General features: G+C 64.0%; 19 protein-coding genes and 1 pseudogene. 9 read left to right on the forward strand and 11 right to left on the reverse strand.

All coding sequences use genetic code 11. The features are described from left to right. Positions 1-38: 38 nt before the first annotated feature. Positions 39-656 (reverse strand): hypothetical protein, encoded by a 618-nt coding sequence (locus VK804_RS25600; protein ID WP_325375408.1) that lies wholly within the window; start codon positions 654-656, stop codon positions 39-41. 358 nt (positions 657-1,014) lie between these two features. Here VK804_RS25600 and VK804_RS25605 point away from each other — a divergent pair, with 358 nt between their 5' ends. Next, positions 1,015-1,341: a transcriptional regulator gene (locus VK804_RS25605; protein ID WP_325375410.1), complete on the forward strand. Its 327-nt coding sequence runs from the start codon at positions 1,015-1,017 to the stop codon at positions 1,339-1,341. 59 nt (positions 1,342-1,400) lie between these two features. Here VK804_RS25605 and VK804_RS25610 read toward each other — a convergent pair whose 3' ends face one another. Next, positions 1,401-1,592 (reverse strand): helix-turn-helix transcriptional regulator, encoded by a 192-nt coding sequence (locus tag VK804_RS25610; RefSeq protein WP_325375412.1) that lies wholly within the window; start codon positions 1,590-1,592, stop codon positions 1,401-1,403. Positions 1,593-1,731: 139 nt separating this feature from the next. Between VK804_RS25610 and VK804_RS25615 the strand changes: the two genes are divergently transcribed. Then, on the forward strand, positions 1,732-1,968 hold the full coding sequence (locus VK804_RS25615) for a hypothetical protein (RefSeq protein ID WP_325375414.1): 237 nt from the start codon (positions 1,732-1,734) through the stop codon (positions 1,966-1,968). A gap of 308 nt (positions 1,969-2,276) precedes the next feature. Here the strand turns inward: VK804_RS25615 and VK804_RS25620 are convergent, their stop codons facing one another. Together VK804_RS25620 and VK804_RS25625 are read right to left on the reverse strand one after the other, a co-directional pair. Then, positions 2,277-4,736 (reverse strand): adenylate/guanylate cyclase domain-containing protein, encoded by a 2,460-nt coding sequence (locus tag VK804_RS25620; protein ID WP_325375416.1) that lies wholly within the window; start codon positions 4,734-4,736, stop codon positions 2,277-2,279. Between the two features lie 254 nt (positions 4,737-4,990). Continuing rightward, positions 4,991-7,132 (reverse strand): AsmA family protein, encoded by a 2,142-nt coding sequence (locus VK804_RS25625; RefSeq protein ID WP_325375418.1) that lies wholly within the window; start codon positions 7,130-7,132, stop codon positions 4,991-4,993. A 166-nt stretch (positions 7,133-7,298) separates the two neighbouring features. Between VK804_RS25625 and VK804_RS25630 the strand changes: the two genes are divergently transcribed. Next, entirely contained in the window at positions 7,299-7,973 is a 675-nt protein-coding gene (locus VK804_RS25630; protein ID WP_325375420.1) for a Crp/Fnr family transcriptional regulator, read from the forward strand. Between the two features lie 18 nt (positions 7,974-7,991). Further along, a complete protein-coding gene (locus tag VK804_RS25635; protein WP_325375422.1) occupies positions 7,992-8,204 on the forward strand; it encodes a DUF433 domain-containing protein in 213 nt (70 codons plus the stop codon). A 6-nt stretch (positions 8,205-8,210) separates the two neighbouring features. Here the strand turns inward: VK804_RS25635 and VK804_RS25640 are convergent, their stop codons facing one another. The 5 genes from VK804_RS25640 to VK804_RS25660 form a co-directional block, all read right to left on the reverse strand. Then, the gene (locus VK804_RS25640) at positions 8,211-8,438 is read right to left on the reverse strand and encodes a DUF4926 domain-containing protein (RefSeq protein WP_325375424.1); all 228 of its coding nucleotides are present in this window, start codon (positions 8,436-8,438) and stop codon (positions 8,211-8,213) included. A 16-nt stretch (positions 8,439-8,454) separates the two neighbouring features. Next, the gene (locus tag VK804_RS25645) at positions 8,455-11,622 is read right to left on the reverse strand and encodes an efflux RND transporter permease subunit (RefSeq protein ID WP_325375426.1); all 3,168 of its coding nucleotides are present in this window, start codon (positions 11,620-11,622) and stop codon (positions 8,455-8,457) included. Further along, entirely contained in the window at positions 11,622-12,557 is a 936-nt protein-coding gene (locus tag VK804_RS25650) for an efflux RND transporter periplasmic adaptor subunit (protein WP_325375428.1), read from the reverse strand. The genes VK804_RS25645 and VK804_RS25650 overlap by 1 nt, the downstream gene beginning before the upstream one ends. 232 nt (positions 12,558-12,789) lie before the next feature. Then, complete coding sequence (locus VK804_RS25655; RefSeq protein ID WP_414642845.1) at positions 12,790-13,422, reverse strand: OmpA family protein; 633 nt, start codon at positions 13,420-13,422, stop codon at positions 12,790-12,792. A gap of 206 nt (positions 13,423-13,628) precedes the next feature. Further along, the gene (locus tag VK804_RS25660; RefSeq protein WP_325375432.1) at positions 13,629-15,077 is read right to left on the reverse strand and encodes a caspase family protein; all 1,449 of its coding nucleotides are present in this window, start codon (positions 15,075-15,077) and stop codon (positions 13,629-13,631) included. A gap of 380 nt (positions 15,078-15,457) precedes the next feature. Between VK804_RS25660 and VK804_RS25665 the strand changes: the two genes are divergently transcribed. Next, positions 15,458-16,261, forward strand: a complete 804-nt coding sequence (locus tag VK804_RS25665) for an N-acyl homoserine lactonase family protein (RefSeq protein ID WP_325375434.1) — start codon at positions 15,458-15,460, stop codon at positions 16,259-16,261. A 119-nt stretch (positions 16,262-16,380) separates the two neighbouring features. On the opposite strand, the gene VK804_RS25670 is transcribed toward VK804_RS25665, so the two are convergent. Further along, complete coding sequence (locus VK804_RS25670; RefSeq protein ID WP_325375436.1) at positions 16,381-16,857, reverse strand: MarR family winged helix-turn-helix transcriptional regulator; 477 nt, start codon at positions 16,855-16,857, stop codon at positions 16,381-16,383. Between the two features lie 102 nt (positions 16,858-16,959). Between VK804_RS25670 and VK804_RS25675 the strand changes: the two genes are divergently transcribed. The 4 genes from VK804_RS25675 (at position 16,960) to hmgA (ending at position 21,250) form a co-directional block, all read left to right on the forward strand. After that, positions 16,960-18,573, forward strand: coding sequence for an FAD-dependent oxidoreductase (locus VK804_RS25675; RefSeq protein ID WP_325375438.1), 1,614 nt, complete (start codon positions 16,960-16,962; stop codon positions 18,571-18,573). A 9-nt stretch (positions 18,574-18,582) separates the two neighbouring features. After that, positions 18,583-18,810, forward strand: a complete 228-nt coding sequence (locus tag VK804_RS25680) for a DUF2783 domain-containing protein (RefSeq protein ID WP_325375441.1) — start codon at positions 18,583-18,585, stop codon at positions 18,808-18,810. 137 nt (positions 18,811-18,947) lie between these two features. After that, positions 18,948-19,901 (forward strand): MBL fold metallo-hydrolase, encoded by a 954-nt coding sequence (locus VK804_RS25685; protein ID WP_325375443.1) that lies wholly within the window; start codon positions 18,948-18,950, stop codon positions 19,899-19,901. A gap of 2 nt (positions 19,902-19,903) precedes the next feature. Continuing rightward, positions 19,904-21,250, forward strand: a complete 1,347-nt coding sequence (gene hmgA / locus VK804_RS25690; protein ID WP_325375445.1) for a homogentisate 1,2-dioxygenase — start codon at positions 19,904-19,906, stop codon at positions 21,248-21,250. A gap of 30 nt (positions 21,251-21,280) precedes the next feature. Here hmgA and VK804_RS25695 read toward each other — a convergent pair. Next, positions 21,281-21,414 (reverse strand): annotated as a pseudogene (locus VK804_RS25695) (ISAs1 family transposase); the annotation flags it as partial.

Genomic DNA, 21,414 nt, shown 5'->3' on the forward strand with positions numbered 1-21,414 from the left:
TAGTATGAAAAGCCGGAGGCAATGGTCGGGCGTAATCCTTACGTCGGATCGGTCAAAAAGGTCGAACTCATGGCCCGAAATTTCGAGGGCCTTAGGGAGGTCAAGCTCGAAAAAGTCCTCAGCGACGGAGAGCGCCCCTTGCCAGTAAAGGCGCCAGACTTGACCGTTTGTGAGAATACCAAGACGAAGCTTACCGGATGTCTGGACCTCGATACGGTTAAGGTATTGTAGGATTTGTGTTGCTGGTACGCCCTCATCACCCTGCTAGCCCGATCGAGCGGACGATTCCAACGTTTGGCTTCGACTATAGCGAGGCCGTATTGAAATCGTTTCCACTGCTCGGGTTCGGCGCCGGCCTTAGCCTTTGCCTTTTCATCGGGCAGAAGTAGTGCATCGGGAATTTGCTTGCGCCCCTTGGTCGACAAATTTGGCTGCACTGAGATATCAGTCCAACCGAGCATATCGAGAACCGGGTAGATAAGATCGCGCTCAGTCTGGGCTTCGTTTGGATTCGCATTCTTAGAAAACGCTGTGACAAGCTTCATCAATCGCTGCTTCAGCGCCATGAACTTTGCATCGTCTAGGGATTTCCATTGCTCGGACCGGACGATGGCCTCGAGTAAATAATCGCGCGTAAAGAGGTTGCCGTTGATCACGAATCCTGTCCACTTTTGCCGAGTACCATGCCTCTTTCTGGGCTACAGTGCCAGTCAGGGAATTGAACGCTGCCGTAATCCGATACATTTTGGTTCGGGTGATTGTGGTCCGCGGCTACGCTCCCCTCCCCGACAAGCTCTATAACGTCAATATTTGGGGTTGAAGAAGGAAGGTTTGATCTCATGACGGGACGGCGCCCGTTCAAAGAGCTTACCAAGGCCTTCTCCGAAGTACGTCAGGCCCGCATGCGGCCCGTACTTCCGAATTGAAATCGGATATGGCCTTGCACGAACTGCCTCAGGCCCGCGAGCGACCGCCGAGAGAACCCGACCGTACGGAGGGCAAGGAAGAGTGACCATGCCCCTGACCAGAAGTTTTCGCGAGACGGTGCAGGCGCGGGCTCGCCGCGACGTCAAGTTCCGGCAGGCGTTGCTTCGCGAGGCGACGCAAGCGCTACTCGACGGCGATTTGGAGCAGGGGCTCGCCGCGATGCGCTCCTGCATCAACGCCACCATTGGTTTCGAAAAACTTGGACAGGCGCTCGGGCGATCGCCCAAGGGCCTGATGCGCATGTTCGGGCCGTCGGGCAATCCGACCGCCGAAAATCTGCTGGCAGTGATAAGTCTGCTGGAGGAGGAGACCGGCGTTCGTCTGCAAGTCCGCGCGGTGGCCGACATCGCCTGACGCGCCGGTTGCGCTTGCGTGACTGACCGAAGCGGCTGCGACGCCCTGGCGGCTTGCCGTTATTCGCCGGACAAGAGGTCGGCCACGGACACGTTCAGCGCGCCTGCGACTTTCTCGAGGGATTCCAGGGTCGGATTTGCCGTCGCTACTTCCAGCGAACTGATGAGAGCCTGCCGCACGCCTGCTTCGCCGGCGAGGTCGTGCTGCGACCAGGATTTTTCCTGGCGCATCCGCCGGATATTCCGGGCCATGAACCGTTTCGTTTGCGCCGGACTTCGCCTTCCCATCGAACAGGATGATGCATTCCGGCCGAAATGCGTCTACACGCTTTAACGTGTAATATACGTTTGATAGTGTAGGCTTGCGGGAGCTCGAACAGCGCGTGCGCCGATGGCAAAAACCAGGATTTCAAGTACCGACCTGACCGCGCTGATCGCCGAACGGCTGCAGCGGTTTTCCGAGTGTCCCGATGGCTTTCCGCTCGCGGTCGTTCCGGACCATGCCCATAGGTCCGGCTGGTCGGTGGTGATGAACGCTGGCGAGCGCCGCCGCCACCCGTCGTGCGTGAGGCGCATCGAGACGATCGCGAGACAGCTTCGCCGCATCTACCTTCTGGCGCAGGATTGATATCGCGCGCGCCCGTTTACTCGACTGGCGGCGAGTTTGCTGCGTCGCGAAATGCGGGGCGGGTGCGGTGGACGCTCCTTTGCATGGGGTTGTTTTCGCGATTTTTTGTCCGGGCCCTGCAAAATTCGAGGCGAGCCGTGCTGTCGCGGCAACCAAACTCGTCATGCCCGGGCTTGACCCGGGCATCCATCCCTCTTCGTAAAAGGTTTGTTGCGAAGAAGATGGATCACCGGGTCAAGCCCGGTGATGACGACTATGGAGGCGGACGGCTCACCGCCGTTGCTGAGCTACTGAGAATTGCCCCGCCGCTACTGCTTCCTCCGCCGCGGCTCGGCCACCGCGGGCTCCGCCGCCGCGGCTGCGCCATCCTCGCGCCAGCGCAGGATTTCCACCGCCAGCACGGGATGATTGAATCCCTTCAGCTGCAGATCGTCCAGCGGCCGCGCGTCGACATTGGCTTCCACCATGCCGAAGACGCGGCGCGCGACGACGACCTGGCCGGCCTTGGCTTCGTCGCACAGCCGCGAGGCGAGGTTGGTGACGCTGCCGATCGCCGCGTATTCGAGGCGCTGCTCGAAGCCGATCTGGCCGAGCGTCGCATATCCAAGTGCGACGCCGACGCCGAAACCGAGGCTGTGGCCGCGGTTGCGCCAGCGCTCGGTGAGGAGCCCGATGGTGTCGCGCATCTCGACCGCCATCTTCACCGCGCGGGCTACGTGGTCCCCGAGCTGAATCGGCGCGTTGAACAGGATCATCACGCCGTCGCCGGCATAGCGGTCGAGCGTGCCCTCATAGCGGAAGATCAGCTCGCCCAATGCGGCGTGATATTCGCGCAGCACGTTCATCGCTTCTTCCGGCTCGGTCGATTCGGTGAACGCGGTAAAGCCGCGCAGGTCGCAGAACACCACGGTGACCTCGCGGCGGTGGCTGTCGAGCAGCGCGTCGTGGCCGTCGGAGGAGGCGATCAGCTGCGCCACCTGTGGCGCCAGGAAACGCTCGAGCTTGCGGATGCGCTCGATCTCGGCGAGCTGTTTCTCGACCCGCTCCTCCAGCGACTTGTTCCAGTCCATCAGCTGGTCGGTCTGCTCCCGCAGTTTTGTAGCCTGCTCCTGCACCGTGGAATGCGCCGAGGACAATTCGCGGCCCTTCTGGTCGACTTCGGAGAACAGCCGCGCATTGCGCATCGCCAGCACCGATTGGTGCGCGAAGGTGCGCATCAGCCCGATCAGATTGTCGGAAAATTCGCCGGCGTTTTTGCGCAACACCACCAGCGCGCCGAGCGCGCCCTGCTGGTCCACCAGCGGCACCACCAGCACCGAATGAAAGCCGGCCGCGACCGCGACGTCGCGGAGCAGATGATCCTTTGCGGCGGCGAGATCCGGGATCGCGATCGGCTCGCCGCGGCTGGCAGCCTCGCCGAGCGCGCTGCCGCTCTCGTCGATCACGAGATGCGCGCCCTCGGCGCCGCGATCGATGCCGATCGCCTCCGTCAGGTTGAACTGATGTTTTGCGGCGTCATAGCCGTAAATCAAGACCGCGTCGGCATGGGTGATTTCCAGCGCGCGGGCGGCGACGGTCGGCAGCACGGCATTGAGGTCGAGCGAGGAGGCGACCGCACGGCCGACTTCCTCCAGCACCTTCAGCTCATTGATCGAACGGGCGAGGTCGCGGGTGCGCTCCTCGACCTTGGTCTCCAGGCCCGAATAGGTCTCGGCGAGCTGGCCGGCCATGCTGTTGAACTGGTTGGCGAGTTCTTCGAGTTCGTCGGAGGTGTGGACATCGATGCGGTGGCTGAAATCGCCGGCGCCGAGACGCCTGGCGCCGCGGCGCAGCGCGGTGATCGGGATCAGCATGCGCCGCGCGAGCACCGTGCCGGCCATGATCGCGACTACCAGCCCCAGCCCGATCAGGAGCGCGATCCGCAGCAGCTGGTCGCGGATCGGGGCCAGCGCCTGCAGCGTCGGCTGCTCGAAGAACACGGTCCAGCCGAGTTTTGGGATCGCGCTTGCCGCCGTCAGCACCGAATGGCCGGTCGTATCGGTGCCCGAGGCCAGCGGCTCGCCGTTGGCGGTCAAAAGCGCTGCGACCTGCGGCAGGGCCGAGACGTCGGCGGCGAGTTCGGGACCCTTGGAGGACGCCGCCAGCACGCGGCCCTTGGCGTCGACCACATAGGCGAAGGCGTTCTTGCCGACCTGGGCGTCGCCGAGGAAGTCGGTGAGAAAGGAGAGATCGACGTCGGCCAGCGTCACGCCGGCGTTGAGGCCGGAATGCGACATGCCGATCGACATGTACGGCTGCGATCCGCGGAATTCGGCCGGCGCGCGGCTGGAGCCGCGGGCGACCGCTTCGGTGAAACGCAGGTCGCGCAGGTAGTCGGCCTTGCTGCCGGCGACCGCCGAGGTGCGCGTCTGCCGCAGCAGCTCGCGGCCATTGCCGTCGAGCAGCTGGAGCTGGACCACCGGCGCCACCTGGTTCAACAGCTTGGCGTAGTCGGCGCTGCGCTGCTGCAGGCTGTCGCGCGCGCCGCTGGTCACCCAGCTGATCTGGCGTTCGAGTTCGAACACCGACTGCTCGATCCGCCGGGCGGTAGCGTCCGCGCGCTCGCTCATGGCATCGGTCAGCGTGGCCTTGGTGGCGCGGTAGCTGATGAAGGTTTCCATCGCGCCGTTGACGGCCAGCACGAAGATCACGAGCCCGACGAGTGCGAACACGTATTTGGCGAACAGGCCCTGGCGGAGCGACCCGATCTTGTCCCAAACCCCGTTCATCCAGACCTCGGAAAGCAGCCCGTCCCGGCCACGGCTTCACGGCCCCTTCCGGCCGCAACCCCTGTCTACCACAGTTTTCCACCCCCCGGCCGGCGCGTTGCCAGCGTGGTTAGCCCCGATTTTGGGCACTCCCACTTCCCCCTCCCCCCGCGAGCGTAGCGAGTGGCGGGGAGGGGTCGGGGGTGGGGGGCGCAACAACGGCGGTGTGAGGATTAACGAAGAACCGAAGGTCGAAGCGAGCGAAGACTACGACCTCACCGATTGAACAGCCGCTTCAGCACATCCTTCATCGCCTGGCTGTCCTCGGTCGGCTGCGGGATCGCCGAATCGCTGGTTTGCGGCGGCCCCGTCGGCGGCGGGGGCGGCGCGGTGGCCTGCGCGGGCGGCGGGATCGAGGACGGCGGCGGGATGTTGCGGCCTTGTCCAAGTCCCTGGCCAAGCCCTTGCCCGGTGCCTTGGCCAAGTCCCTGCTGCAGCAGGTTGCCGATGGTCGAGCCGAGCTGGCCGCCGAGCGGATCGCCCGGCTTGTCGCCGGTGCCGCCAGCGTCCGGCGTGCCTTTCATCAATCCGCCGAGCCCGCCAAGTGCATTGCCAAGTCCGCCATTGCCGACCCCGCCATTGCCAAGTCCGTTACCTAGTCCATTGGCAAGCCCGCCTATTCCGGCGCCGCCGGGCCCGAACAGGCCTTGGCCCATCTGCTTGAGTTTGGCATAGGCCGCATCGGGATTGTCGAGGATGCCCTGCATGTCCGGATAGATCCGCGGCTGGGACCAGGAACCGTCGATCACGACGGGAATGCCGAACCCGACCGGATCGGCGGCGCGGCCCTGGCCTTCGGTCGTCATCACCAGTTTCGGCTCGACCCGGAACGCCAGCATCTGCGTGCCGAGGTCGATGGTGCCGGCGCCGGTCATCCGCACCAGCGGTCCGACCAGATTGAGATCGGTGGTGGTGGCCTGGCCCTTCTCGATCTTGAACGAGGCGCCGAACTGGGTGAGGTCGGTGTTCTGGTCCTGACCTTCCTGCCAGCCCGACAGCGGGCTGGCGGTTAGCGAGCGGATCATCTGCGCCACGTTGAGACCCTTGATGGCGCCGTCCTGGAATACCGCGAACAAGGTACCGTCGAGATTGCTCATGATGGCGCGCTGGGAGAGGCCCATCGAGCGCACCGCGAGCTTGGCCTGCAGCTTGCCGTCGAGCTTGTCGAAACCGGCGAGGCTTCGCAGCAGCGGCAGCGCGCGGACGCCGGTGAGGTCGCAGCGCAAGGTATAGGCCGGGTTTGCCGCCGAGGCATCGACGATCACGTCGCCATTGGCCAGCCCGTCATAGGCGCCGAGATTGGCAAACCGCGCCCTCAACACACCGCCGGCGAGCGCGGCGTCGATCGAGACTGGGGCGAACCTCGCCTGTCCGATGGCGAGTTCGGCCGCGGAAATGCGCGCCTGGGCGTCGACATAGTTCAGGCCGTTGAGGTCGAATGAGGCCTCGCTCCAGGCCTGCTGCAGGCCCTGCGCGGACTGCGAGGCGTCCGATGATGCGGCTGCCGCAAGCTCGAGCCGCTGGAAGTCGAGATCGAGTTTCACCAGCGGCTTGCTCGCGGTATCGACCGAGGCCCAGCCGTTGAACTCGCTATCGCCGAGCGCGCCTGACAGCCCGTTGATCATGATCACCGCGCCATTAAGCCGGACCTCGGCCTTGGCCGACAGCTGCGCCTGCAACAGCCCCGGCGCGTCGAGCACCAGCGCGACCGGAATATTCTGCCGTTCGCCGGGATGCGCCGGCGCGGTGGCGCCGATGTCGAATTTGAGCAGATGCCCGCTGGCATGCGCGCTGCCGGTGACCTTGACCTTGCGATCGGCGCCGATCGTGGCGTCGAGATTCAAGGCGTCGATGCGGTTGTCGACGCGGTCGCGCGGATTGGAGAATTCGACCACCCCGTCGGTCACCGTCACGCGGTCGATCGACGGCGCGCTGTCATCGGCCTCGCCCGGCGACGAGACGGCCGGTTTCGAGGCCGGATTGAGCGGCCCGGTGCGCTCGCGCAGCAGTGGCACGTGCAGCACCGGCCGCACGATGTTGAGTTCGGTGACCCGCGGGTGGCCCGACCACAGGCTCGCCAACGTGATGTCGGCCTGCACGCTGCCCACCGTCAGGCGGTTGGCGCCGTCGCGGTCCTTGGGCGCCTCCAGCGTGACGTCGTTCATCGTCACGTTGAGCGACGGCCACAGTCCGATGCTGGTGCCGCCGGCGATGATCAGCCGGTAGCCGGTTTCACGCTCCACGCGCGCCTGGATCGCCGAGGTCAGGAAGCCGAACGGCACTCCCACGACCAGCAGCAGCACGGCGATGATGACGACGGCAGCAATGGCGCTGCCCGCGATTTTCAAGGCTCTCATGGCGACATTCCGTACCCGGCAGACGGCATCGATTTTGGCCTCAAGTCTACCCCGGAAACGCGAAGCGGCTCAAAGCCGCTAAAAATAATCCAGGGTGGTCGCAAAGTTATGTGACTTATGGCACACTTCCGGATGAGGCTGTTTTTTTGAACCGGGAAGCATTGCAATGAGCAAAGCCGCCGAATTTGCGGTCATCCTGAAGATGAATCCGATGTTTGCGGATCTGGGCGCCGACGAACTGGCGCGGATTTCAAACCTCTGCCACACCCAGAACCTCAAGACCGGCGAGGTGCTGTTCCAGAAGGGCGATCCGGGCAATGCCCTGTTCGGGGTCCGCCGCGGCCAGATCCGGATCGAAACCGGGGCCTCGGACGGCACCCGCTTGACCCTCAATTTCATGGGCCCGGGCGATCTGTTCGGTGAGGTCGCAGTCCTCGACGGCTTTCCCCGCACCGCGGACGCGGCCGCCGGCGAGGCAAGCGAATTATTCGTGCTGCGGCGCGAGGACTTTTTGTCCCATCTCGAACGCGAGCCCAAGGTGGCGATCAAGATCATCCAGCTGTTGTGCCAGCGCATCCGCTGGCAGAGCGAGCGGATGGAGGAATCGATGCTGCAGCCGCTGCCGGTGCGGCTCGCGCGCAGGCTGTGCGCGCTGGCGGCCGATTTCGGCTCCGAGGTGCACATCTCCCAGGAACAGCTCGGCATCTTCGTCGGCGCCGCGCGCGAAAGCGTCAACCGCCAGCTCCAGCTCTGGCGCAAGGACGGCATTTTGGACCTGCAGCGCGGCCGCATCATGCTGCAGAACCTGACCAAGCTGACGGCGGTGGCACGGAACGAGTAAGGGGTGTAATCTGTCGACATGAACCAACCGATCATCTCGATCAGCCCTGACGTCATGGGGGGCGCCGCCGTGTTCCACGGGACGCGAGTCCCCGTGCAAACCTTGCTCGACTATCTCGAGGCCGGCGAATCGATCGATGACTTTCTCGCAGGCTTCCCATCCGTCACGCGCGCGCACGTCATCGCGTTCCTGGAAGAAGCCAAGACGCGAATGGTCGAAGCCGCTTCGTGAAAGTCCTTAAGCGGCTTCCGGGACGTAGGGCGGGACCAGGAGGTCCGCGCGCGGAAAGGCCACCACGGCATAGGCGCAGCCCTGCTCGTCGCTGAATTCCACGAGCGACGTCTTGTCGTCAAGCTGTTCGACAATTGTGCCTACCTGCCCGCGTACGAGCTGCTGCGCGGGAACGTCCGTCAACAATGCTACCGCGGCCAGTAAAGACGGCCTTACGTCGCCTGAAGGCCTCATGAGTCAAATCCAACGATTACTCCGCCGCCGGCGAATGCACGATGGTCGGCGCGGCCGGCGGCTCGCGATGATCGGGGGCGTGGCCGGCGCCATGATCGGCCGGCTTCGCGGCCTCGGTCTCCCCGTGCGAGACGAGCAGTTTCTTGCCGAAATGCCAGAACAGCGAGCCGATGTCGTCCATCATCATGAACATCGCCGGCACGAACACCAGCGACAGCACGGTGGAGAACACCAGGCCGCCGATCACGGCGAGCGCCATCGGCGAGCGGAATTCGCCGCCGGCGCCGAACGCCAGCGCCGATGGCATCATGCCGGCGGCCATCGCGATCGTGGTCATGACGATGGGCCGGGCGCGCTTCATGCCGGCGTCGATGATCGCCTCGTGGCGCGGCTTGCCCTCGTGGATCGATTCGACCGCGAATTCCACCAGCATGATGGCGTTCTTGGTGACGATGCCCATCAGCATCAAGATGCCGATCCACACCGGCGTCGTCAGCTGCTTGCCGGTCACCAGCAGCGCCGCGATGGCGCCGCCGATCGAGAGCGGCAGCGAGAACAGGATGGTGATCGGCTGCAGGAAGGTGCCGAACAACAGCACCAGCACCGCATAGACCATCATCAGGCCGGCGGTGATCGCGGTGGCAAAGCCTTCCGACAGTTCGTTGAGGCTTTCGGCGTCGCCCGAGGGGCTGACCTTGACGCCCTTGGGCAGCGTCTTCATGACAGGCAGGTCGTAGATCTTCTTGGTGGCGTCGCCGAGCGCCGACGATCCGACGAGGTCGGCCGCCACCGTGGCCTGGCGCTCCCGGTCGTAGCGGTTGATGCTGGTCGGACCCTGGTCGAGCTTGATGTCGGCGACCACCGACAGCGGCACGCCGCCCTTTTCGCCGTGCTCGCCGAGCGGTACCCGCAACTGGTCGAGCAGCGCGATATCGCCGCGCGCGGCATCCTCGAGCTGGACGCGGATCGGCACCAGCCGGTCGCCGGCGTCGAATTTGGCGAGCGCCGGACCGACGTCGCCGATGGTGGCGACGCGGATCGTCTGCGACAGGCTTTCGGTCGAGACGCCGAGCCGCGCGGCCAGATCGGCGCGCGGCTGGATGCGCAGCTCGGGCCGGTCGAGCGAGGTTTCCGAGATGACGTTGGCGATCAGCGGAATCCGCTTCATCTGGGTTGCGAGTTCGCTGGCAACATTGTTGACGATGTTGCTGTCGACGCCGGTGACCACCAGCGAGATCGCGCGCAGGCCGTTTTCGTCGAGGAACCAGAACCGGATATCGGGGACGTTTTCGAGGTCCTTGGAGATCGCAAGCTCAAGCTCGCGCTGGGTGATGCTGCGCTTGGTCTTCGGCGTGTAATTGATGATCAGCGCGGCGCGGCGCACCTCCAACGTCCCCGGCGGCACCCGACCGCCATCGACGAACACGCTCTTGACCTCGGGCCGCTTGCGCAGCCGGGCGACGATTTCCTCCGTCACCTTCTCGGTGAAGGCGAGCTGCGTGCCCGGGGGCAGCTCCATTGCGAGCAGCGAGCGCGCGGTGTCCTGCGCCGGCAGGAAGCCTTGCGGCAGCAGCGTGATGCTCCAGATCGAGGCGGCAAAGATGCCGAAGCCGATCAGCACGGTAATGAAATAATGCTTGACCGACCAGGTGACGAGCCTGGTGTAGCCCTTCAGCGCCCGTCCCGGCGGCGGATCGTCATGGGCGTGGTCTTTCAGGAAATAGGCCGCCAGCACCGGCGTGACGAAGCGGGCGGCGAGCAGCGAGAAGAACACCTGCACCGACACCGTAATGCCGAACTGCTTGAAAAATTGCCCGGCAATGCCTGACATGAAGCTTGCGGGTGCGAAGATCGCGATGATGGTCAGCGAGATCGCGATCACGGCCAGCCCGATTTCGTCGGCGGCCTCCAGCGCCGCGCGATAGGGCGATTTGCCCATCCGCATGTGGCGGACGATGTTCTCGATCTCGACGATGGCGTCGTCGACCAGGATACCCGTCGACAGCGTGATCGCCAGGAAGCTGACGAGGTTGAGCGAGAATCCCAGAATGTCCATCGCCCAGAACGCCGGGAAGATCGACAGCGGCAGCGAGATCGCGGCGATGATGGTGGCGCGCAGGTCGCGCAGGAACAACAGCACGATGACGACGGCGAGAATCGCGCCTTCGAACAGGGTCGAGATCGCCGCCTCGTAATTGCCCTTGGTGAATTCCACCGAGGTGTCGATCAGCTTCAGGTCGACGTCGGGATAGGCCACCTTCAGCGCGTCGATGCGCTTCTGCACGGCGGCCGCGACCACCACGTCGCTGGCGCCCTTGGAACGCTTGATGCCGAGCGCCACCACCGGCTCGCCGTTGAAGCGCGCGAAGGTGCGGCGGTCGGCGATGGTGTCGGTGACGGTGCCGAGATCGTCGAGCCGGACCTCGCCGCCGCCGAACAGCGGGATCATGGTGCCGGCGAGTTCGCTCAGCGTCTTGGCGCCGGCGAGCGTGCGGATCGCCTGGTCGTTCTTGCCGATCTCGGCCCGGCCGCCGGCGAGGTCGACATTGGTGCCGCGCAGGCTCTGGCTGACATTGACCGCGGTGAGGCCTGCGGCCTGCAGCCGGTCGGGATCGAGCGAGACCAGGATCTCGCGCTCGACACCGCCGATGCGCTCGACCTGGGCGACGCCGCGCACGCCCTGCAGCGCACGTTTGACGACGTCGTCGACGAAATAGGACAATTGCTCCGGCGTCTTGCCGGGAGAGATCGCGGCATAGGTGACGATCGGCAGGCCGATGACGTCGACCCGCTGGATCAGCGGCTCATTGACGTTCTGCGGCAGGTTGGAGCGCACCCGCGTCACGGCGTCCTTGATGTCGTTCAGCGCGCGGTCGGTATTGGTCTCGAGCGCGAACTGGATCGTGGTCACCGACAATCCGTCGGTGATCGAGGACGAAATGTGCCGCACGCCCTCGACACCGGAGACGCCGTCTTCGATGGTCTTCGTGACCTGCGATTCCAGCTCGGCCGGCGCCGCGCCGAACTGCGCGACCGCGACCGAGATCACGGGAATGTCGGCCGAGGGCAGCCGCGTCACCGCGAGCTTGGTGAAGCTGACCCAGCCGAGCACCAATAGAATGATCGAAAACACGATGGACGGAAGCGGGTTGCGGATCGACCATGCCGAGATATTGAGAGCCATCAGCGTACCCGCGTTCGATCGTCGTCGGCGAACATGGTCTTGATCTGGTCGCCGTCATGTAGCGAAGAGCCGGCATCGGCGACGACGGTTTCGCCGACCCTGAGCCCTTCAAGGATCTCCGTCATGTTGTCCTGCACCAGCCCGACCCGCACCTTGCGCGTTTCGACGGTATTTCCATTGACCACCTGAACGGTCAGATGGTCAATGGCGCTGCGCAGGACGGCGACGCCGCAGCTTCGCTTGGCGTCGATGTGGACGCGGGCAAACATGCCGGGCTTGAGCTGAGCGGTGCCGGTAAGGGTGATCCGGACATGGCCGAGCTGGGTGGCGCGGTCGATTTGCGGCGAAACCAGCCGCACCCGTCCCAGGATATCCGGAGCGCTGTCACGGCTGATACGTACATTGGCGCCCGCATTGAGCTTCAGCAGGTTGAAGGCGGGGACCTCGGCATCCAGTTCGAGCTCGTTGTTGACGGCGATGCGGAACATCGGGCCTGCCTGCGGCGAAGCCGGCGCGCCGGCGACGGTCCGGACCTCGGTGACGAGACCGGGGGCCGGCGCGCGCAGCGACGTCGGCGAAGCGGGCCTGTTGTTGCCGCCGCCTCCGCCTTGCTGCTGCTGCTGCGGTGGTGGCGTCAGCCGCGCCAGTTCCTGATCGTCGCGGACCATGTCGCCTTCGCGGACGAGTACGTCGGAAACCTTGGACCCCTCCTGGTCGACGCCTACCACCGCCTCCCGGCGCGGCACGACATATCCGGTGCCCCGCACCACATCGGAGAAGCAGGCGTCGACGGCTTTCGTCACGATGACGAGCGCGTCGGTCTGCGTTTCCTTCTCCTCGGGCGGCGAACGATGCTCGAACCAGTACCAACCAGCCGCCAGGGCCACCAGGAAGACCGCGGTCAGCGCAGGTTTTGTGTACTCGGAGAGCGTCATCGCCGGATCAATCCAGACCTAAAGCCGCGGGAGGGCGGGTAGCAATGGCAGATCATATTGGATCGCAGCGGTCCACTCAAACGGTGTGACGCATTTGATGTGACGCATTTGGAGACGTCCGGCAAAAAGGCCGGGCGCGAAGTGGATGCCTATTCGGGAGATCGAGACGACGGCGTCCCGCAGGGATGCGGGACGCATTGCCGAGGCGGAACTTTATTCGGGCCTGCCACCGTTACTTCGATGCCGTGGCCTTATTCTCCATATTGGCCACCTGCACACGGCGGTTGGCGTCCGCCATCGGGTTGGCCGGGTCCTTGAGCTTGCTCTTGCCATAGCCGACGGTCACGAGGTCGGAAGCCGCGATATTGTATCTGTCGACCAGATACTTCTTGATGGCGTCGGCACGCCGCTCCGACAGGTCCTGATTGTAGCTCTCACCGCCCGCGGCGTCGGTATGGCCGGCCAGCACGAAGGTCGAGCCCTTCAGGTCGGGATTGGTCAGCGCCTTGCCGAGCGCCTGGACCGACGGCAGCGACTTCGCGCTGATCTCGGCCGAATTGTAGTCGAAGTTGATTTCGAGATCGATTTTCGGCTTGTCCTTGACGACGGTGGCGATCTCTTCACGCTCGGTGGTCGTCAGCGAACGCGTCGGCTTGCCGCGGACGGCCTGAAGCAGACGTCCCTCGGCGGCAACCGTCGCCGGATCTGGCTCGGTCTGGGGACCCACTGACAGGCCCCGGGTCAACGGCTTTTTCACCGGTACCAGCGCCCGGACGATTTGATCCTCGGTGACGTTGGCGTCGCCGGCTCTGGCGGCTGCCACACCGAGCGAAAGCACCGCCCCAACCGTCAGAAACGAAAGCATCGCGGTAAGACTTCTCCTTGCAGACATTCTCGACATTGCCAGTCCCTCCTGCCCTGCGCTGCCCGCGCGGTTCCAAATCAATAATAGACAAAGCCGCCAAACCGGTCGCGGCTGCTTCCCTGTTGTCTTTGGCGCCGGCCCCAGGGTTCGAGGAAAGCGCCGGCATCCCAACTCAAATTACCGTCAACTTACTCCGTAATTGGCCGTCAACGTACCCCGTAATCGGAAAATTCCTTGACGATGTCCGGATCCATCGCCTTGGCGTTGGTGATGTCGATATCGCCCTCGGCAAAGGCGCCGTTGCGCCGCTTGGCGAGCCCGCGCCCGTACAGCGACGACGTCAGCTTCGGATTGATCTTCAGCGCGGCGTCGAAATCGGCAATGGCGTTTTTCGTCATTCCGCTCTTGAGGTTAACGAGCCCGCGGCTGTCCAGCGCGTCGACGAAATTCGGGCGCAGCCGGAGCGCCTCGTTGCAGTCCTTCAGGGCCGCCTGCAGGTCGCCGATCACGGCGCGGGCCCAGCAGCGGTTGTTGTAGGCCTCGACATCCTTGGAGTTCAGCCGGATCGAATCGTCGAAATCCCGGATCGCCAGGCTATAGGCCCCCTTGCTGGCATAGACCTGCCCGCGCCGGTACAGCGCGTTCTGGTCGTCGGGATTGTCGTTCAGCTTGGCGGTCAGGCTCTTGATGGTCGGGTCGTCGGCCAGTGCGAGCTGCGAGTTCGAATCGTCCTTCTCGACCGGCCTATCCACGGGGGGCGGCAGAACCTCGACCTTGGGCTGCTGCGGCGGGGGGTCGTAGCGCGGAGGCGGGGGATCGTAACGCGGTGGCGGCGGGAGCGGCGGCGGCTCGGGATTGGGTGGCGGCAGCGTCGCCACCACCGAACCGGACGGCCGCGCGCCCGGAATGAACGAAAAATCCTCGGCGAGCGAGGACGAAATCCATGGCACCTGCGCGCCGCGGGAGGCGCGGGTGACGCCGACCCGGGTCCGGTTCAGCGTCTCTTCCGCCATCAGGTCGGGAACCCGGATTTCCTTGAGCAGTTCCTGCACGAACGGGCTGTGATCGCTGCCGACGTCCGACACGACAGAGGACAGCGCCGCCGAATACATCACCAGCGTCCCGTTCGGCGCGATCACCGGCGCCAGGCCGGCCGAAAAGCTGCGGAACCGGCGCTCGAACGGATTGCGCCTTGAAGCATCGATCAGCGCGATCTTGACGCCCGCGCCGCGGTTGTTGATCTCGCCCAGCACCGTCTCGAGGCTGAAACCATCGCGCTTGACGTCCGGCTCGATCCAGATCTGGGCGTCGACCGGGATCATGTAGCTCTGGCGATTGGACTGGATACCGAAGCCCGAGAAGAAAATCAGCGCGACCGAGCCGGGCTTGATCTTCCCATAAAGCCGGTCAAAGGCCTTCCGCGTGCCGTCGATGGTCAGGTTTTCGCCGATCTCGACGTTGAAGCCGTCGCGCTTGAGTTCGTCGGCGACGTCGCGGGCGTCGTTGATCGGTTCCTTCAGCGGCGTTTCGGCGTCGGGATATTTCGAGTTGCCGATCACCAGCGCAAAGCGGTCGCCGCGATCCGCGGCTGACGACGGCACGATCGGCGCGACCGACAAGATCAGGGTCACAAGCAATACGAGAAAAATTCTCATCCCACCGCGGTCCAGCCAAAAAGACGCCGATTCCAGCTCGCGCCTCGGCGACCTTACCCCACGCAACCCGCATTATCAAACCGGGTACGCATGTCCGTCAACTATCCAAAAGCCGCTACCGGTCCGTCAAATATCCGCAACAAAACTTTCCCCAGCTCCGGGGTATCCGTCGGAATCGATCGATGGAGCGGCGGGTTTCCCAACAGGAGAAGCGGGGAGGGATCCGTTTGCCGCGCTCGATCGCTTCCCCTCCCCGGCGGAAGATTACAATGTGACCGATCTCACATTGCGGCATGGTCTCCTCCGTTGACCTTTTGCGAGCGCGATGGCTTGTTGCGCCACCGGCCGATCGCCCAACCAACCAGCAAGAAGTGGCACCGATGGGAAACGCCTACGAAATCTACGCGCTGCGCTATGCGACCATGGCGCGCACGCCGCATATGAACTTCCTCTCGCCCGATCCGCACGAGACCAGCGCCCAGGATCTCGACTATTTCGTCTGGCTGATCCGCGGAGGAGGCCGCAACATCCTGGTCGATACCGGCTTCAATGCCGATGAAGCGAGCTTGCGCGGCCGCAAGCTGACGCTCAATCCGGTCGATGCGCTCAAGGGTTTTGGCGTCAACGCGGAAGATATCAAGGACGTCGTCGTCACCCACCTGCATTACGACCACGCCGGCAATCTGGACCGCTTCCCCAACGCGCGCTTCCATCTGCAGGATCGCGAGATGGCCTATGCGACCGGACGTTGCATGTGCAACGGCATGTTGCGTCATCCCTTCACGGTCGAGCATGTCACGCAGATGGTGCGCCACGTCTATGGCGAGCGCGTCACCTTCCACGCCGGCGAAGGCGAGATCGCGCCTGAGGTGACCGTGCACCGGGTCGGCGGCCATTCCGACGGATTGCAGGTGGTGCGGGTGGCGACCGAACGCGGTCCAGTGGTGCTCGCCTCCGACGCCGCGCATTACTACGCCAATTTGCATCGGCGCAGCCCGTTTCCGATCGTCTACAATATCGGCGACATGGCGACGGGATGGGAGATCGTCGAGCGTCTCGCCGGTCATCCGGATCGCTTCATTCCGGGCCACGATCCGATCGTCGCCGAGATCTATCCGCGCGCCAGCGACAAGGTCGATGCCTTCGCCCTGCACAAGGCGCCGTCGCGCTCGTTCGTGAAATAGCACGAGCGAAACGTCAGCACCAAGTTCGTCATGCCCGGCCTTGTGCCGGGCATCCACGTCTTCCTTCTTCGAGGCAAAGACGGGATGGCCGGGAAGAATCCCGGCCATGACGAAGGGCCTCAATACCCGCCGGCCTTGCCTGCTTCCTCGCTGGTCTGCACCAACCCCAGACTGTCCTCGATCTTGCCGAGCAGCGTCGCAAATTCCTTGCGTTCGCGCGCCGACAGGCACGACAATATCTCCTGCTCGCGGCGCAACAACCGCGGGATCAGCTGTTGGTACAGCGCGTTGCCTTTCCGCGTCAGGCGCAGCTTGAATTCGCGGCGGTCGTCCTCATTCTCGACGCGTTCCACCAGTTGCCGCTTCATCAGCGCGGTGACGGCGCGGCTGATGGTGGATTTGTGGGTCCGGGTGCAATGCGAAATATATTGCGCGCTGCAGGCGTCATCGCGGAAGCCGAGCGTCGCCAGCACCCGCCATTCCGGAATATCCAGCCCGTAGCGCTCGCGGTATTCGCTGGCGAGCGCGGCGGAAACCTCGGCGGCGAGCCGGTTCAACCGGAACGGCGCAAATCGGAACAGATCGAGGGTGGCCAAAATCGCTCCAATTTGAGTTGACGGCGGGCGCCGGTAGTCTAGATAGTTGCAGTTGCGACTATTTAGCGGGAATGAAACCGTTTTGCCAGAGCAGCCGGGCGCATGACGCAATCAAAAATCCAGTTCGGCTATCGCCGCCACGCCGACCAGGATCGGAGCTGGGCCGACATCGCCCGCCATCCGGTGGTCGTGGTCGGCGCCGGGCCGGTCGGGCTGTCGCTTGCGATCGATCTGGCGCAGCGCGGCCAGAGCGTGGTGCTGCTCGACGACGCCGACCGGATCGGCGAGGGCTCGCGCGCGATCTGCTTCTCCAAGCGCTCGCTGGAATATTGGGACCGGCTCGGCGTGGGACAGCGCATGGTCGACAAGGGCGTGGTGTGGAGCGTCGGCAAGATCTTCCACGGCGCCTCGCTGCTCTACCAGTTCAACCTGTTGCCCGAGGAGGGCCACAAGCGTCCGGCCTTCATCAACCTGCAGCAATTTTATGCCGAGGCCTATCTGGTCGATCGGGTGCAGGAGCTTGCTGCGATCGACCTGCGCTGGCGCAACAAGGTGACGGGATTGCAACCGCGCAACGATCATGTGGTGCTGACGATCGAGACGCCGGAGGGCCTCTATAGGCTGCGGGCCAGCCATGTCGTCGCCTGCGACGGCGCGCGGTCGTCGCTGCGGCAATTGGTCGGCGCCGAATTCACAGGCCAGGTGTTCGAGGATCAGTTCCTGATCGCCGACGTCAAGATGACCGCGGAATTTCCGACCGAGCGGTGGTTCTGGTTCGACCCGCCGTTCCACGCCGGAAGATCGGCGCTATTGCACAAGCAGCCGGACGACATCTGGCGCATCGATTTGCAGCTCAGCCCCGACGCGGACCCCGCGATCGAGAAGCGGCCGGAAAACGTGCGGCCGCGGATCGCCCGCATGCTCGATCACGGGAATTTCGATTTCGAATGGATCTCGCTCTACAAATTCCAGTGCCGCCGGATGGATCGGTTCATCCACGGCCGCGTGATCTTCGCCGGCGATGCCGCGCACCAGGTCTCACCGTTCGGCGCCCGCGGCGCCAATTCCGGGCTGGAGGATGCCGAGAACCTGGCATGGAAGCTCGACCGCGTGCTGCGCGGGAACTCGCCGCAAGCGCTGCTCGAGAGCTATCACGTCGAACGAAGCGCTGCTGCCGACGAAAACATCCGCGAATCGACCCGCTCGACCGATTTCATGGCGCCCGCCTCACGCCAGGAGGCGCGATTGCGAAAAGCGGTGCTGTCGCTCGCCAAGGAAACCGAATTCGGCAAGCGCATGATCAATGGCGGACGGCTGTCGGTGCCTTCGAGCTATCAGTCGCCGCTGTCGACCGAAGATCGGGAGATGTGGCGCGGTGGACCGCGGCCCGGCGCCTCCATGCTGGATGCGCCGATGACCGGGCGCGATGGCAGCGCTTCGTATCTGACCGACGCCTTCGTCAAATGCGGAAAAGGTTTTGTACTGATCGAGTTCGCCAATGGTAAAGCGATTGAACCTCCCGACGGTGTCGGCGTGATCCGGATCGGCGGCGGCGACGGTCTGCGCGATTCCGAAAACCTGGCCGGCAGGCGTTATGATGCCGAGCCCGGCACCGCCTATCTGGTGAGGCCGGACGGCTATGTCGCCGCCCGGTTTCGTCATCCGACACGATCTGCGCTCGACGCGGCGCTGACGCGCGCTTGCGGCAATAGCTGAGGGTTTTAAATGGCGTTGTCGACCAGTTCGAATTTTGCCAGGCCGGACGACGCGTTTCGCGCCGTCGTGGAAGCACATCGCGGGCTGTCTGATGAGCAGAGCGCCGATCTCGACGCGGCGCTGGTCCTGATCCTCGCCAACCATATCGGCGATTTCGACGTGCTGGTTGAGGCGATCGCGCTGGCGAAGCGGCGAATGACGGATGCGAGCCAGCAGCAACAGCAGCAGCAACAATAATGATACTCACATGCCCAAACACGTCATTGCGAGCGAAGCGAAGCAATCCATCTTTCCCCTAGGCTCGCTATGGATTGCTTCGCTACGCTCGCAATGACGCGCATAGAGTCAGTGTTATCGAAAAGGGAAATGGATTAATGGCCAAGGGTTTCGCGTCCACGACCGACATGGCGGAGAAGAAAGTCACCTTCTCCGAGATCGGCACCGACCTCTACGCCTTCACTGCCGAGGGCGATCCGAATTCGGCCGTCATCGTCGGCGACGACGGCTGCTTGGTGTTCGACGCGCAGGCGACGCCGGCGATGGCGGGTAAGGTGATCGAGCGGGTCAAGAGCGTCACCGACAAGCCGATCAAATATGTGGTGCTGTCGCATTACCACGCGGTGCGGGTGCTGGGCGCTTCGGCCTACAAGGCGCAAGGCATCATTGCCTCGCAGGAGACTTACCGGCTGGTCGCGGAGCGCGGCCAGCAGGATTGGGATTCCGAATATGGCCGCTTTCCGCGGCTGTTCCAGGATGCGCAGAGCATCCCCGGCCTGACCTGGCCGACGCTGACTTTCGAAGGCGAGATGTCGATCTACCTCGGCAAACGCGAGGTGCGGCTGATGCAGCTCGGCGCGGGGCACACCTCAGGCGATATCGTGGCCTGGGTGCCGGATGCGGAGGTGATGTTTTCCGGCGACCTGATCGAATATCATTCGGCCTGCTATTGCGGCGATGCGCATCTGCGCGAATGGCCGGCGACCTTGAATGAAATCCGCGCCTTCAATCCCAAGGCGATCGCGCCGGGGCGCGGCGACGCGCTGAAGGGCATTGCGACGGGACGCGAGGCCATCGCCATGACGCGCGATTTCGTCACCACGCTCTATGGCGCGGCCGAATCCGCCGTCGCCAAGGGCCGCAATCTCAAGGACACGATGGCCGCGTCGCGCGAGGTGATGGATCCGAAGTTTTCGAGTTTTGCGATCTACGAACACTGCCTGCCCTTCAACGTCTCGCGCGCTTTCGACGAAGCGTCTGGAATCGACGACCCCGTGATCTGGACCGCGGAGCGCGACCGCGAAATGTGGGCTGCCTTGCAAGGAGGATAACCATGAACATCAACACTTCGCCCGACCTCGTCAGCCGCAGCACCACAGGCGTCACGCCGGGCTACATGTCCGGCTTCGGCAACAGCTTTGAGACCGAGGCGCTGCCCGGCGCGCTGCCGGTCGGGCGCAATTCGCCGCAGCGGGCGGCCTATGGGCTCTATGCCGAACAGCTCTCGGGCTCGCCGTTCACGGCGCCGCGCGGCAGCAACGAGCGCTCCTGGCTCTATCGTATCCGGCCGTCGGTGAAACATTCCGGACGTTTCACCAAGGTCGATGCGGGGCTGTGGCGCAGCGCGCCGTGCCATGAATACGATTTGCCGATCGCGCAACTGCGCTGGGACCCGACGCCGATCCCGAAGCAAGAGATGACTTTTCTGCAGGGCGTGCAGACCATGACCACGGCCGGCGACGTCAACACGCAGGCCGGTATGGCCGCGCATGTGTTCCTGATCACCAAATCGATGGTCGACCAGCATTTCTACAATGCCGATGGCGAGATGATGTTCGTGGCGCAACAGGGCAATCTGCGCTTCGTCACCGAGTTCGGCCGGATCGACATCGAGCCCGGCGAGATCGCGGTACTCCCGCGCGGCGTCAAATTCCGCGTCGAAATTCCGTCGGGCCCCGCGCGCGGCTACATCTGCGAAAACTACGGCGGCGGCTTCACGATGCCGGAGCGCGGCCCGATCGGCGCCAATTGCCTGGCGAACGCGCGCGATTTCCTCACCCCCGTGGCCGCTTATGAGGACAAGGACACGCCGACCGAACTGTTCGTGAAATGGGGCGGCTCGCTGTTCAAAACCACGCTGCCGCATTCGCCAATCGATGTGGTGGCCTGGCATGGCAATTACGCGCCCTACAAATACGATCTGCGGACGTTCTCGCCGGTCGGCGCCATCAGCTTCGATCATCCGGATCCGTCGATCTTCACGGTCTTGACCTCGCCGTCGGAAACCGCGGGTACCGCGAACATCGATTTTGTCATCTTCCCGGAGCGCTGGCAGGTGGCGGAAAACACCTTTCGGCCGCCCTGGTATCACATGAACATCATGTCGGAGTTCATGGGCCTGATCTACGGCGTCTACGACGCCAAGCCGAAAGGTTTTGTCCCCGGCGGCATGAGCCTGCACAACATGATGCTGCCGCACGGCCCCGACCGCGACGCCTTCGACCACGCCAGCAATTCCGAATTGAAGCCGGTGAAGCTCACGGGCACCATGGCCTTCATGTTCGAGACGCGATACCCGCAGCGCGTCACCGCGCATGCCGCGAAGAGTTCGACGCGGCAGGACGACTATGCCGATTGCTGGAAGGGCCTGGAGAAACGCTTCGATCCGAATAGGCGGTGAGTCGTTCTTACCCTCCCCCTCCAGGCAGGGCTATCGCATATGGCTGAGAGCAGCCATGAGGAAGGCGTTATCCCATCCGGCGCGTTTGATTTTTCGCCGCAGGGAGGCTCGATCTGGGTGAGTTCGCAGGATGTTGAGGGCGAGCCTGCGCATGGTGGCGAGGT

The sequence above is a fragment of the Bradyrhizobium sp. genome (genome assembly GCF_035484855.1).
Classification (GTDB): Bacteria; Pseudomonadota; Alphaproteobacteria; order Rhizobiales; family Xanthobacteraceae; genus Bradyrhizobium.

What these genes read in the sequence shown, in the direction of transcription:
- VK804_RS25650 (WP_325375428.1), bottom strand. Translation starts at nt 12,557, where the DNA reads ATGACGCTCTCCGAGTACACAAAACCTGCGCTGACCGCGGTCTTCCTG.
- VK804_RS25660 (WP_325375432.1), bottom strand. Translation starts at nt 15,077, where the DNA reads ATGAGAATTTTTCTCGTATTGCTTGTGACCCTGATCTTGTCGGTCGCG.
- VK804_RS25625 (WP_325375418.1), bottom strand. Translation starts at nt 7,132, where the DNA reads ATGAGAGCCTTGAAAATCGCGGGCAGCGCCATTGCTGCCGTCGTCATC.
- VK804_RS25685 (WP_325375443.1), top strand. Translation starts at nt 18,948, where the DNA reads ATGGCCAAGGGTTTCGCGTCCACGACCGACATGGCGGAGAAGAAAGTC.
- VK804_RS25675 (WP_325375438.1), top strand. Translation starts at nt 16,960, where the DNA reads ATGACGCAATCAAAAATCCAGTTCGGCTATCGCCGCCACGCCGACCAG.
- VK804_RS25635 (WP_325375422.1), top strand. Translation starts at nt 7,992, where the DNA reads ATGAACCAACCGATCATCTCGATCAGCCCTGACGTCATGGGGGGCGCC.
- VK804_RS25680 (WP_325375441.1), top strand. Translation starts at nt 18,583, where the DNA reads ATGGCGTTGTCGACCAGTTCGAATTTTGCCAGGCCGGACGACGCGTTT.
- VK804_RS25665 (WP_325375434.1), top strand. Translation starts at nt 15,458, where the DNA reads ATGGGAAACGCCTACGAAATCTACGCGCTGCGCTATGCGACCATGGCG.
- VK804_RS25630 (WP_325375420.1), top strand. Translation starts at nt 7,299, where the DNA reads ATGAGCAAAGCCGCCGAATTTGCGGTCATCCTGAAGATGAATCCGATG.
- VK804_RS25610 (WP_325375412.1), bottom strand. Translation starts at nt 1,592, where the DNA reads ATGGCCCGGAATATCCGGCGGATGCGCCAGGAAAAATCCTGGTCGCAG.
- VK804_RS25605 (WP_325375410.1), top strand. Translation starts at nt 1,015, where the DNA reads ATGCCCCTGACCAGAAGTTTTCGCGAGACGGTGCAGGCGCGGGCTCGC.
- VK804_RS25645 (WP_325375426.1), bottom strand. Translation starts at nt 11,622, where the DNA reads ATGGCTCTCAATATCTCGGCATGGTCGATCCGCAACCCGCTTCCGTCC.
- hmgA (WP_325375445.1), top strand. Translation starts at nt 19,904, where the DNA reads ATGAACATCAACACTTCGCCCGACCTCGTCAGCCGCAGCACCACAGGC.
- VK804_RS25640 (WP_325375424.1), bottom strand. Translation starts at nt 8,438, where the DNA reads ATGAGGCCTTCAGGCGACGTAAGGCCGTCTTTACTGGCCGCGGTAGCA.
- VK804_RS25615 (WP_325375414.1), top strand. Translation starts at nt 1,732, where the DNA reads ATGGCAAAAACCAGGATTTCAAGTACCGACCTGACCGCGCTGATCGCC.
- VK804_RS25620 (WP_325375416.1), bottom strand. Translation starts at nt 4,736, where the DNA reads ATGAACGGGGTTTGGGACAAGATCGGGTCGCTCCGCCAGGGCCTGTTC.
- VK804_RS25655 (WP_414642845.1), bottom strand. Translation starts at nt 13,422, where the DNA reads ATGCTTTCGTTTCTGACGGTTGGGGCGGTGCTTTCGCTCGGTGTGGCA.